This is a genomic window from Spirulina sp. CCY15215 (assembly GCF_016888125.1).
GTDB lineage: Bacteria > Cyanobacteriota > Cyanobacteriia > Cyanobacteriales > Spirulinaceae > CCY15215.
Map to the genome: position 1 here is coordinate 1 of NZ_JACSWA010000258.1, position 13,240 is coordinate 13,240.

9 protein-coding genes are annotated in these 13,240 nt (G+C 46.1%); 7 read left to right on the forward strand and 2 right to left on the reverse strand.

What is annotated here, in order from left to right; translation table 11 throughout:
• The first annotated feature begins 93 nt into the window (after positions 1 to 93).
• From JUI58_RS02500 to JUI58_RS02515, 4 genes are all read left to right on the forward strand, one after another.
• The gene (locus tag JUI58_RS02500; protein ID WP_204102166.1) at positions 94 to 1,092 is read left to right on the forward strand and encodes a GDP-mannose 4,6-dehydratase; all 999 of its coding nucleotides are present in this window, start codon (positions 94 to 96) and stop codon (positions 1,090 to 1,092) included.
• A gap of 30 nt (positions 1,093 to 1,122) precedes the next feature.
• Positions 1,123 to 2,289: a glycosyltransferase family 4 protein gene (locus JUI58_RS02505; protein ID WP_239121221.1), complete on the forward strand. Its 1,167-nt coding sequence runs from the start codon at positions 1,123 to 1,125 to the stop codon at positions 2,287 to 2,289.
• A gap of 12 nt (positions 2,290 to 2,301) precedes the next feature.
• Positions 2,302 to 2,682 carry a hypothetical protein gene (locus JUI58_RS02510; protein WP_204102168.1) on the forward strand — a complete coding sequence of 127 codons (381 nt, stop codon included), beginning with the start codon at positions 2,302 to 2,304 and terminating at the stop codon, positions 2,680 to 2,682.
• 109 nt (positions 2,683 to 2,791) lie between these two features.
• Positions 2,792 to 3,418, forward strand: a complete 627-nt coding sequence (locus JUI58_RS02515; RefSeq protein WP_204102169.1) for a precorrin-8X methylmutase — start codon at positions 2,792 to 2,794, stop codon at positions 3,416 to 3,418.
• 20 nt (positions 3,419 to 3,438) lie between these two features.
• On the opposite strand, the gene JUI58_RS02520 is transcribed toward JUI58_RS02515, so the two are convergent.
• Both JUI58_RS02520 and JUI58_RS02525 read right to left on the reverse strand, forming a co-directional pair.
• A complete protein-coding gene (locus tag JUI58_RS02520) occupies positions 3,439 to 4,524 on the reverse strand; it encodes a RuBisCO accumulation factor 1 (RefSeq protein WP_204102170.1) in 1,086 nt (361 codons plus the stop codon).
• 26 nt (positions 4,525 to 4,550) lie between these two features.
• Entirely contained in the window at positions 4,551 to 7,346 is a 2,796-nt protein-coding gene (locus JUI58_RS02525; RefSeq protein WP_204102171.1) for a response regulator, read from the reverse strand.
• A 273-nt stretch (positions 7,347 to 7,619) separates the two neighbouring features.
• On the opposite strand from JUI58_RS02525, the gene JUI58_RS02530 reads away from it, so the two are divergent.
• The 3 genes from JUI58_RS02530 (at position 7,620) to clpP (ending at position 13,034) form a co-directional block, all read left to right on the forward strand.
• On the forward strand, positions 7,620 to 8,405 hold the full coding sequence (locus JUI58_RS02530; protein ID WP_204102172.1) for a DUF928 domain-containing protein: 786 nt from the start codon (positions 7,620 to 7,622) through the stop codon (positions 8,403 to 8,405).
• Positions 8,406 to 8,599: 194 nt separating this feature from the next.
• Positions 8,600 to 12,307, forward strand: coding sequence for a CHAT domain-containing protein (locus tag JUI58_RS02535; protein WP_204102173.1), 3,708 nt, complete (start codon positions 8,600 to 8,602; stop codon positions 12,305 to 12,307).
• A gap of 148 nt (positions 12,308 to 12,455) precedes the next feature.
• Positions 12,456 to 13,034, forward strand: a complete 579-nt coding sequence (gene clpP / locus JUI58_RS02540) for an ATP-dependent Clp endopeptidase proteolytic subunit ClpP (RefSeq protein ID WP_204102174.1) — start codon at positions 12,456 to 12,458, stop codon at positions 13,032 to 13,034.
• The last annotated feature ends 206 nt before the right edge of the window (positions 13,035 to 13,240 follow it).

The following is a 13,240-nucleotide window of genomic DNA, read 5'->3' on the forward strand; positions in this document are numbered from 1 at the left end:
ACAAATATTGCCAGACAATTCACAAAAAAGATGGTTACGTTTATTCAATGTAAAGCCGTCCTATAAGGACGGGGTTTCTACCCAATTTTTCTGATGACAAAAACAGCCCTGATTACAGGGATTACGGGTCAAGATGGCTATTATCTCAGTCGCTTGCTGTTGAGTAAAGGATATCGCGTTGTCGGACTCATCCCTCCCGAACGTCGCAGCAGTATGGCGAAACTCGACGAACTGGTGGAAAAAGTAGAATTTCGCGCCGTCGATCTCACAGATGCACAAATCTTGCGAGAAGTCGTTGCAGAACTACAACCCGATGAAATCTATAATTTAGCCGCCCCCAGTTTTGTTCCCCACTCTTGGAACGATCCTCTCGGTACCCTAGATTTAATTACCGGTACCGCCACTCGCCTCTTAGCAGCCGTTAGGCAAGTTGGCCTGTCCGATCGCACTCGTTTCTATCAAGCCAGTAGTTCGGAAATGTTCGGAACCGTCGCCGAATCCCCCCAAGATGAAAATACCCCCTTTCGCCCCAAAAATCCCTATGCGGCGGCTAAACTGCACGCTCATTGGACAATGGTGCATCATCGAGAGCGCTACAATTTGTTTGCTTGTAGTGGCATTTTGTACAATCACGAATCCCCGCGCCGTCCCCCTTCCTTTGTGACCCGTAAAATCACCCTCACGGCTGCGTCAATTAAACTAGGGTATAGCAATATTTTAGAAATGGGCAATTTAGATGCTAAACGAGATTGGGGCTATGCCGGAGATTACGTGGAAGTAATGTGGCGAATGCTACAAGCCGATCGCCCCGAAGATTATGTGATTGGTACCGGACAACTTCATAGTGTCAGAGAATTAGTAGCAATGGCCTTCAATTGCGTCGATCTTGACTGGCAAAATTATGTTGAAATCGATCCTAAATTTCTGCGATCGGACGAACATTTTCAACTGGTTGCGAATCCCACCAAAGCCCGAGACAATTTACAGTGGCAATTTCAGACCGATTTATCAGCCATAATTGAGCAAATGGTCAGCAAAGATTTGCAACGCATTCAACTCGGCCAAATAGAACCGATTAAAACCAGGGGCTAAAATTAAGGGGAAATGCGAGGAGTGAATATTTTGCCAGACTCAAAAAATACGGTTGATTATGTTTTTGTTTTTCTCGAGATTTTTGCTAGGGAAGGGGGGATTCAATCTTACGTCAAAGATATTTTGCGGGCATATCTCGAACTGTTCGATTCTGCTGAGGGGAAAAGCGCTGAAATTTTTCTCCTGCGGGACTCATCGAAGTGCGAGAATCCTTTTTCAAGCGATCGCCTCCAATTTCACTATCTCAAAACCCTTCCGCCTTGGTTAGGGCGCATTAAACTAGCGCTGGCGCTATGGACTGGTTTATTATTTCGCCGTCCCCAGCACGTTTTTTGCGGGCATATTAATTTAGCGCCTTTAATTCAGGTCTTTTGTCAGTGTCTGGGAATTCCTTATACAGTTCTCACTTACGGTAAAGAAGTTTGGGAGTCTTTACCCCCAAAACAACTTCAAGCCCTGCAACAAGCGGATTCTATTTGGACGATCGGTCGCTACAGTCGCGATCGGGTTTGTCAGTCTAATGAAATTCCTGCCGAGAAAGTGCGCTTGTTGCCTTGTGTTGTGGATGGGACGATCTTCGATCGCGATCGCAAACCTCCTCACTTGCTGGAAAAATATGATTTGGAAAATGCTAAAGTCCTGATGACCGTCGCCCGATTGTGGTCGGGAGATATTTATAAGGGAGTTGATGTTACCATCCGGGCTTTACCGGAAATTGCCCGCGTTTTTCCCGACGTTAAATATTTGGTGATTGGACGCGGGGACGATCTACCCCGCTTGCAGAAATTGGCCGCAGATTTGGGTGTGGGCGATCGGGTTATTTTTGCCGGTTTTATCGCCACAGAAGACCTTCCCGCTCATTATCGCGTTGCTGATGCTTATATCATGCCCTCCCAAGAAGGATTTGGGATCGTCTATCTCGAAGCAATGGCTTCCGGTATTCCCGTCCTTTCGGGGGATGCAGATGGTTCAGTCGATCCTCTACAAGATGGTAAGTTAGGGTGGCGAGTCCCTCATCGGGATGTTGAAGCAGTTGCAAGGGCCTGTATTGAAATACTAAACGGTCTGAGCGATCGAACCGATCCGCGCTGTAACGGTGAGTGGTTGCGCGAATGTACCCTTGCTAAATTTGGGAAAGAAACCTTGAGACAAAAGCTCAAACAATTGCTAGAGGAAGCAGAGAAGGTAACAACCTAGGAGATCGAAATTATGAATCAGAATTTTTCTAGACTCGCTCAAATTAATTTATCTGGGGTCGGCTGTTGGTTAACCATCTTGGCCTTTATTATTCTTTTAAGTGCCTTGGGGTTGGGTTGGGTTCTCAATTGGATTTTTATTCTCATTACTTTACCTTTTGTATTTCTCTTTATCGGCTTTTTTGTTCTCCGTTGGTGGGTTGGCCGTAATGTCGTACAAGATGAATGTCCTGTCTGTAATTATTCTTTTACCGCCTTCAATGGTCTTGATCTTAACTGTCCCAACTGCAATGAATCCCTTCTGGTGGAAAAAGGAAAGTTTGTTCGCATTACACCTCCTGGAACAATTGATATAGAAGCAATTGAGGTGGATGTGAAGCAAATCGGAGAATAATATAGATTTTCTGGGTTCCGGGATAAATCGAGAGAGTTCCTTATTTTCCCCAGTCAAGGATAAACTAAATGAGTTAGCCGATTGGGACCTATTGAATTTTGAATTGCTTATGGAATGGCATCCTACAGACGCTCAGAGTTTGGCGATCGTCGATCGCGAGATCGGAGAACATCATTTTGCTCCCGCAGAATATGAAATTCTCCGACGGGTCATTAATGAGACGGCGGATTTTGAGTATAAGTCCTTAATCGGATTTTCTGAGGGGGCGCTACAATCAGGAGTGGCCGCCCTTGCAGCCAGGACAACGATTATTGTTGATGTACCCATGATTCAAGTGGGTATTTCCCCAGCTATTCAGCAGACTTTTGCAAATCCAGTCTATTGCAGCATGGAAACGATTACTCGCCCTCAAAAGAGTAAATCGCAATTGGCTCGGGGTATTCAAACTCTCGCCAAACGCTATCCCGAGGCAATTTTTATTATCGGCCAAGCACAAACGGCACTGACGGCTTTGGTAGAGTTAATTGAAGCAGAAGAGATTAAACCGGCTTTGGCGATCGCCACTCCCTCTGGATTTGTCGATACCGATGTGGTCAAGGAACGCCTCCAAGATACCATGATCCCTAATATTCGCATTAGCGGGCGTAAAGGTAGCGCAACGGTGGCTGTAGCTATTTTGAACGGGTTGGCTGATTTGGCGTGGGAGGCTTATGGGAAAAATGGCCGAGAAATGTAGCCCGATCGCGCCCCCAGCTATCAATCATCCATTTGCCAAGGTTCAATAATGTTATTTTCATCCAAAATTCGCTTCGGGCGTAAAATAACTACAATCTGCCCTAAAATTTCGCGATCGGGAGCTTCAGGAAACCACTGAATTTCTAACTCGCCATCATCATTATTAACCAGAAAATAAGCATTCGCATCCCATTGACGCGATCGCCGATCGACAACGATCGCCACATCTTCAGATTTACTCAAGGAATAATTGGGCAATTCCCCACTTTTGCCAAAAATGGCGACGGGATCTTTGGCCTTTAAAACTGCCTGCCATCCCGGTATAGGAATACAAGTGACCTCTCCGGAAAATTGGACGAGGCGAAAAGGTTGCACTTCTTCAAGAGGAGAAACCGCTTGCAAATCAGCTAATTTAAGCGGTAAAGTTCCAGCAACAGGAATAATACGAGCCAACTGTTCCTCCTCCTCCAACCGATAAACCGGAAGCAAAGGAGCGCGTTCTACCGAGACAACGGTAAAATCGCTCAAGAGTCCTTCAATTTGTTGCCGTGCTGTGACAGAATGGGCGAACTTTAAGCCTCGGGCGATGAGACGCGATCGCTCTTGTAAATCCTTCTTGCCCCGTGCTACTTTCCAACATTGATAGGCCACAGCATCCCCAGGGGAAACTGTAAACCCTTGGGGTGGCGTAGAATAACAAGAGAAATTTTGTATAGCCTTGGCCACCTCGTGCGCCTCATCCACATCAAGGCTTTTATCCATCGCTAACTCTGCGGCAGCAAAGCGCTGTTTGTGGTTAAGAATGCGGAATTCGTAGAGAACATCGCTTCGTGGTCCTTGGAAATAGTTTTGGATCGCTTCCGATGCTCCTTCCGTGCAAATACTCTCAAAGACTTGTGCCGCCACAATCGTTAAATTTTGGTATTTGCCCTCAATTCCCGTTTCCTCAAAAATAGTTTGGGCAGTATAACCCGCTTTTTGTAATTGCTGGCAGATTTTTCCCCAGTCTACCCAATTTCCTTCCTTGCGCCGAAGTTTTAATAACAAAGTTTGGGCAGCTTCTTGAGAAAGTTCAGCCTTGCTGGTGGCGGATTGATTATTATTCATTGATAATTGTTCGTTGCTCATGTTTATTATTCATTGACAAGGGAAACCCCCTGTTTATCGAGTGCTACTTGCGTTAAATCAAAAATAATATCAACGCGGAAATTATTAACAAGATTAGTTAAACTGGCGATTAATTTCTCTCGCTGGGGGGGAATGTGTTCGATTAACTCTAACAAGATTTCATTATCCACAGAAAGGGCGGCATCGTATAACTGCTCTAACCATTCTAACGGCATTCCTTGCAAATCCTCTGCCTCTAACATGGGAATAGCTGTCTCTAGGGCATTTTCTTTGCCATTGCTCTGGCTTTCTTCATAAAGATAATTAATTCCTAAATACTCAGACAATTTCTCTAACAAATTATCCTGACGAAAAGGCTTCGTGACAAAATCACTGCCCCCCAGATCGAGCAGTTTTTGTCGATCTTCAATCAAAGCGCTGGCGGTTAGGGCAATAATGGGAACGGGAGGGCGATCGCCTATATTCTCCCCTTCCCTCTGGCGAATCTTCTCGATCGCCTCATAACCGCTCATTACAGGCATTTGAATATCCATTAAAATTAAGTGAGGTTGCCAAGTTTCCCAAAGCGCGATCGCCTCTCGACCATTAGTCGCCTCGGAAACCTCAAAACCAAGGGGTTGCAGAATTCCCCTTAAAAGCTGACGATTCACCACCATATCTTCCACGATTAAAATGCGGTAGATATCACCATCGGGAGGTACAGAGAATCCCATAATACGGCGGTTATCTTGAGATTTTCTGCGTTCTCCCGTGCTTGCTGCCCTCACTTTGATCTCAAAGGTAAAGGTGGAGCCTCGTCCCCATTCCGTGTCTACGGTGATATCCCCTCCCATCAAGCGCACGAACTCCCGACTGATGGATAGTCCCAAACCAGTCCCTTCCATAGATTGGCGACCGATGCGAGTTTGGACGAAGGGTTCAAAGAGTGTTGCTAATTCCGTCTCATCAATGCCAGATCCCGTATCTTCCACAGAAAAGACTAGGGTTTGTTCCTCGGGTTTTTGGGGATCGATAGGTTTCGCATCGGCACGCACGATCGCGCCGCCAGATTTGGTAAATTTAATGGCATTGCCAATCAAATTTGTGAGAACTTGTCGTAACTTGCCTTTATCGATTTTCACATATTCCGGGAGAGCGGGGGAACGCTCAAAAGCGAGGGTTAATTGTTTGCTCTGTGACTTTAATTGCAGCATATCGTGCAGGGAATTGAGCAGATGATGTAAATTGCAGGCTTCTTCATTGAGGGTCATGCGTCCTGCTTCAATTTTGGAAACCGAGAGAATATCATTAATCAGAGTTAATAAGTGTTCGCCACTGCGATTAATGATTGCGAGGCTTTCGCGCTGTCCTTTGGTGAGGGAATCATTGCCCGCCAGTAACTGACTAAACCCTAAAATAGCATTGAGGGGGGTTCTTAACTCATGACTCATACTGGCCAAGAAGGTGCTTTTCGCTCGGTTAGCGGCTTCGGCAGCATCCTTGGCGGTCTTCAGTGCGGTTTCGGCTTTCTTGCGATCGCTAATATCTCGCACGATCGCCAATACTTCATTCTCGCCACTAACGACGATTCTCGCTTCAGCGTAACGTTGTTCGCCATCTTGGGGAACGAGAAATTCAAAGATCTGCAAATCCCCTGTTTCTAGGGCGCGATGCACATAACTCAAATAGCTTTGGGCCAATTCGGGGGGTAAAAACTTGTCCAACGGGCAACCGATGCTGTGGCAATCGATCGCGAGAATATTGCTGACATTATCAGGGGCGATCGCGCTCAAGCAAACCCCTTCCCGGTTCATCTGCAACAGTAAATCAGGAATCGCCTTGAGAATTGCACGGTTAGTGGCTTCGCTTTTGTCGAGTTCCTTGGTTGTCCGCACTACCCGCGTTTCCAAGAGTTTATTGTAATCCGCCCATAACTTTTCAATCCGCTTGCGTTCGGTAATATCCTGAAATGCTGCGATCGCGTAAACGATTGCCCCCGCTTCATCATAAATCGGAGTCGCCGCAATCTCTAAAGGAATCTCTTGCTCCCCCTGATGTAACTCAACATCATCAACAGTGATACTTTCCCCCGCCAAAGCCAACATTAACGGATGCCGCTCTTCGGGATAGCATTCTTGGGTTTGAGCGCTATAAATTTGTTTGAGATCTTGAAGATGACTGGCTTCACTTTTCTCCTCCTTTGCTTGCTCTGGCTGAGGGGCGGAACCCTCAGCATGGGTTTCTCCGCTTAAAATAGATTTGGCTGCATGATTGGTATAGTAGGCCTCTCCCGTCGCATCAACGACAAAAACCCCCACAGGTACCGCCTCGAGAATCTGAATCAAACGTCGTTCGCTTTCTCGCAAAGCCTTTTGTCTGGATAATTCCTCCCGTGCCTCCTCTGCCTGTTTCTTTTCTTGGATCGCCTCCTTAATTTGGCTGACGTGATCTAAAGTTTTGTTAATGGTAATTTCCAGATCTTCAAAGTTGATAGGCTTGGTTAAAAAATCAAAAGCGCCTCGATTCATCGCCGTCCTGATACTGGTCATATCCCCGTAAGCAGAAATAATGACTGTTTTGAGAGTCGGGCGTTTCAGTTGGGAAACTCGCTCCAGTAAGGTCAACCCATCCATCTTAGGCATATTGATATCGCTCAGGATCGCGTCTATATCGGGGTCGGCTGCCAATGTTTCTAGGGCTTCCAGGCCATTATTGGCAAACGCAAACTCGAGTTCTCCTTGGCGGATACGCTTCCTGAACGCCTTGCGGATCAGGAGTTGCATGGTTGGTTCATCATCTACGACCAGTATTTTCGCTGGCATTTTTGTCTCCCTGTTTGCTGTTCGTCCGATCGGAATGGAATGTTTTGTCCTTGCTATTGGGGTGTCACCCTTTCATTATCGCCTTCATTATCTCATTGTCATCAATGGGATTAAAAATGGGATTAAAAATGGGATTAAATTTGCCTCCAGAGGAAAATAGATTCAACTTAAATTCTTCCGGAAAAAATTAGACAACTTAGTAGATTTATCTAGTAAAGATTTTTCTGGTTTCTGCTAAATTAAAAGTATATCTATCTAGATGGAGTCTAGACTATGAAAACTCATCTCGCAAAAACACTGGCGGTTTTTGCGGCCTTAGCCACCGCAGCCCCCACGGTTATGCTGGCTCAGAACGCGATCGCCGCCCCCTTTAACGCCGATAATTTGACGGATTTCGGCGCTCCCGATTCCACTGCTGGCGGTGGAACTCGGGGCTGTTTCGCCCCTTCCCAGGCTGGAAAATCCTTAACGCCTTTGACTCCCCACAACCTGAAGCTGGCTAACAACAAAGAAGTCATGTCTCTAACCGTGCAGTCTCATCCCGAGTTTTTCTGGTACGTTCCAGAGGAAACCAAAGCGCAAAGTGTTGAGTTTATTCTCAGCGATGAGAAGGGCGATCCGATTTACCAAGCAGAACTGGCGGTTCCTGCAACAGCAGGGATTATGAGCGTTAGCTTACCCCAAGAAGAAGAATACGCCCTCAAAGAAGGAATGAACTATCACTGGGTGGTTTCTTTGGTGTGCGATCGCGGTTCGGATGCCTTAGCGTCTGCCGGAAACGTCTACGTTGATGGCTATATCCAACGCCTTGACGCTAATAGCGAACTCGCCCGACAAGTTGCTCAAGGTCCAGATGCTAATGATTATGCTAAAGCTGGAATTTGGCAAGAAGCCCTCGCTGCTTTTGCTCATCAGCGTCGCAATAATCCTCAAGATGTGGCGATCGCCCAAGACTGGCAGGAATTTTTAGAGTCTGTCGATCTCGGCCAGTTTGCGGATGTCGAATTTGTCAGTTCCCATCCTCTCAATCCCATGACCTCTAAATCTCTCCCTCGGTAAGCGAAAATAGGAGACAAAAAGGTGCATCGAACCATTTCTAGCTTTACCTCCCGTATCCATCGCCAAACCGTAACAAAAATTTACAATTTTGTTCAAGTGTATTTACTCTTTAACAACAGGGTAAAACTGTTCGCGGTTTTGGGGGGTGCGGGTAAAGCTATTATTTATAATGGTCCCTTGGCCTCCTCAAAAGAATGCAATTAGAAAAAACGCACCTTTTCCCAGCAATTACAGTAACTCTGTGCTTGTCTGGATTAAACGCACCCTTCGTCAGCGCTCAATCTATTCAGTCCGCTTCAGATACAGGCACAAAAGTTACTGCCGATGGCGATCGCTTTGACATTTCCGGAGGGACTCTTTCAGGAAATGGTGCAAATTTATTTCACAGTTTCGAGCAATTTGGTTTAGATAGCAACCAAATTGCTAATTTTTTGTCTCATCCAGGTATCCAAAATATCCTTGCCCGAGTAATTGGCGGCAATCCTTCTATTATTGATGGTCTGATCCAAGTAACGGGAGGGAATGCTAATTTATACCTCATGAATCCGGCGGGAATTGTGTTTGGTTCTCATGCTAGTCTAAATGTTCCGGGAGATTTTTTCGCCACAACAGCAACGGGGATTGGTTTAGATGGGGGAATTTTTAGTGCTTTTGGCAGTAATGACTATCTGACGCTCAATGGTACACCTTCAACTTTTGAGTTTAATTTAGAAAATCCCGCTCCCCTCGTGAATGCGGGAAATTTAACCGTTACCCCTGGGCATAATATTGGCTTGATCGGTGGAAGCGTTGTTAATACAGGGACTTTAAGCGCACCGGGGGGGAATATCCTCATTAGCGCCATTCCAGGGACGAATCGCATTAAACTGTCTCAACCTGGAGGATTATTAAGTCTCGAGATTGAAGTTCCCTTCACGAAAGACGGTCAACCTTTGCCCATTAATGCCCTTGATTTGCCAGAATTGCTAGTGGGTGCAGAAGATCGGGGGGTGACAACTGGGCTGCAAGTTCATCCAGATGGGGCTATTTTCCTCGGTTCTCAAGCTATTTCGCCACCGGAAGCAGGGACGGCATTCGTGATGGGAAACTTGGACGTTAAGGACTCTCAAGGCACGAGTCAAGGACAGCAAGGAATTTATTTATTAGGCGATCGCATTGGTTTATTTGATGCCCGCATTGATGCCTCTGGGGTCAATGGCGGGGGGAATATCTTCATGGGTGGAGATTATCAAGGAAAAGGGAATTTACCCACCGCCGATCGCCTTTTTATTGATGAAAATACAATCATTCGCGCCGATGCTTTGGGAGAGGGAAATGGGGGTAGAATTATCGCTTGGGCGGATGAAGTGACGGGGTTTTATGGGGAAATTAGCGCCCGAGGGGGAAATCAAAGCGGCGATGGTGGATTTGTAGAAGTTTCGGGAAAAGAATATTTACTCTTTAAAGGATTTGCCGATGTTAGCACTACCCAAGGTATAGATGGGACAATTTTGCTCGATCCGAGGGATATTACCATCACCGATGGGGTAAATAGCCCGGACAACGCAAGTATTATGGCAGCATTACTTGATAACACTATCTCCCTGGCAGACTTTGACGCGACAACAGATATTTCGATTGATAAAGCGTTTCTGGAAAGTTTAACTGGCAATATCAATCTCGCTGCAACTCGAAATATTTTTCTCGATACGGGAGTTTCTCTCAATTTTGTTAATGCTACTTCAGTGACTTTAATTGCCGATGCAGATGCTAATAATGGTGGGGATATAATTCTCAAGACGGGTTCTTCTTTAATCGCTAATAATGCTAATCTCCTCTTAGATGCTTACACGATTAATCGACAAAATAATGCCTCTATTAGTGCCAAAAATATCACGTTTCGAGCTAATAATAGCAGTACAGGAACGAATGCGAGTATTGCTGGCACAGGAACTCTCACTTTTCAGGCACGAGATCCCGGTCAAGCGATTCTTGTTGGCAATAATCCGATGGGATTCGATCCGGGGTTGGTGTTGGAATTGAACGAACTCAATAGCATCCAAAAGGGTTTTCAATCGATTGTTTTTGATGGGGGATATAGTGGCGGAGATATTTATTTTCTCGATGGACAAGTATTGCAAGACTCGGTTACTATTACTGGAGCAAACAATTTTATCGGACCCGATCGCGCTACAACTTGGAATCTCACTGGAGTTGGCAGTGGCAGCGTGGAGGGGGTAAGTTTTAGCAATGTTTCCCGCATTACGGGAGGCAATAGCAGCGATACTTTTATTTTTAATAGTGGCGTGAATTTTAACCGTTTTATCGACGGGGGTAACGGTGTCGATCGCCTCGACTATTCCGCCTCTGGAAATCCGGCAACAATAGATATTGCTAATGGTACGGCAACAGGAACCTCGGGTATTGCTAATATTGAATCTTTAACTCCTCCCATATTATTACCACCGCCAATATTAACGCCAACAGTAATATCAACAATATCAACGCCAACAGTAATATCAACGCCAACACCTCCTGAAACTACTCCTAGCGATCCCGTATTTTCCCCAGCAACCATTGCACCCACCCATAATATCGAAACCATCACGCAACTTTCTGCGAATTTGGTTGAGTCGGAAGGGGATAGCACCGACTGGGGCGATCGCCAGGACATTATCAGTTTGCTTGATCAAGGGGATTTAAACAGCGCGATCGCCTTGTTAGACCAATACTACAGCGACAATTTTCTCCGTCACTTGGGCAAAGAGAAGGAATCTTCTAGCACTTCTGTGGAAGAGATGCAAGATATTTTAGGTCGTATGGCGGCTAAAACGGGAAAGTCCACCGCAACCCTTTACATTTTTGCCCGTCCCGATCGCCTGGATCTGATTTTAGTTCCACCCACAGATGCACCGATCCGCTATAGTATCGACATTCCGCGCCAACGTCTTTTAGCTGAAATTCAAACCTTCCAACACAAACTCGCTCATCCCATTTATCGACGCAATACTCAATATCTCGCGCCGTCTCAACAGCTTTATCAATGGCTCATTGCGCCAGTCAAAAAAGATTTACAGCGTTTTAATATTGAGGGAATTGCCTTTGTCCTCGATGATGGCCTGCGAACTCTGCCCATGGCCGCCCTTCACGATGGCAAGCAGTTTTTAGTGGAAAACTATGCTATTTCCTTGTTACCCAGTCTCCATTTAATTCCCGATCACTATACCGATATTCGCAATGATTCCGCGATCGCGATGGGAATGTCAGAATTTAGCCAACAAGCGGATTTACCCGCCGTCCCCCTCGAAGTGGCGACTATTGCGGGGCAATTCCCCTCTCAACAAACTTTTCTCAACGAGACTTTTACCTTCGACAACCTACAACACCAACCGGGGCGATCGGGGGCGAAAATCGTCCATTTGGCGACCCACGGACAATTCCAACCCGGTACCCCCAACGAGTCCTATATTCAACTCTGGGATCGGCAATTGAGTTTAGAAGCAATGGCTAACTTAGATTGGGGAAATAAGATAGAACTGTTAGTATTAAGCGCCTGTCGCACCGCTTTGGGGGATGAAACCGCCGAGTATGGGTTTGCTGGGTTATCGGTACAAACGGGAGTTAGTTCCGCCCTAGCGAGTTTATGGTATGCCAGCGATACCGGTACTCTGGCTTTAATGAGCGAGTTTTATCACCAATTGCGATCGCGCAGGACCAAAGCAGAAGCACTCCAACAGGCACAAATTGCTATGATTGCCGGAAACGTGCGCTTAGAAAAAGCTGCTGAGAATAAATCAAACAGTCAGTTAGTGGGGACATTGGGACGAGTTAATTTGCCTTCAGAGTTAGCAAATCTCGGCGATCGCGCTTTCCAACATCCCTATTATTGGTCGGGTTTCACCTTAATTGGTTCTCCGTGGTAACTTATTCGTGATGGGTTAAACCGTTGATAATTCAGAAGGGAGAAAAGATCAAAGGGTAATAACCCAACCCCTACAAATCGCGAGAAAACCGCGATCGCACGGAGAAATTGGTACACTGGAAAAAATGCAAGCACGAGATTAACGACACATGATCCCTACCGTCATTGAATCATCAGGTCGCGGCGAACGCGCCTTCGATATTTATTCTCGACTTCTCCGAGAGCGTATCGTTTTTCTCGGACAACCCGTTACCGACGAACTGGCCAACTTAATCGTGGCTCAACTTCTCTACCTGGAAGCTGAAGACGCGGAAAAAGATATTTATCTTTACATCAACTCTCCAGGGGGTTCCGTTTCTGCGGGTTTGGGTATTTTTGATACTATGAATCAAATTCGCCCAGATGTCTCAACAATTTGTGTCGGTTTAGCCGCAAGTATGGGAGCATTTCTCCTCTGTGCGGGACACAAAGGCAAACGGATGAGCTTACCCCACTCTCGCATTATGATTCATCAACCCCTCGGGGGCGCTCAAGGTCAAGCAACGGATATTGAAATTCAAGCCAAAGAGATTCTCTATCTTAAAGCCTTGTTAAACCATCATCTTGCCGATCGCACCGGACAACCCTTAGAGCGCATCGAAACGGACACCGATCGCGACTTTTTCATGTCTGCTGAAGAGGCGAAAAACTACGGTTTGATCGATCAGGTCATCGAGCGCCGTCCTTGAGACAGCAACCCAGCGAATTAAGATTCAATTAGGGTCAGGAACCTCAGCCTAAAAGCGTGAGGCTTGAAAGAGAAATCTGACAAGCCATTCTGACCAGACTAAGTACCTTGCGTACTACGTTATTTGGGTCACGACACCTGGGAATGCGAAGCTAGTTCCTCGCTCTGTCGTTAGCAGTTAAACAATTTTAAGGTCACTGAAATAGT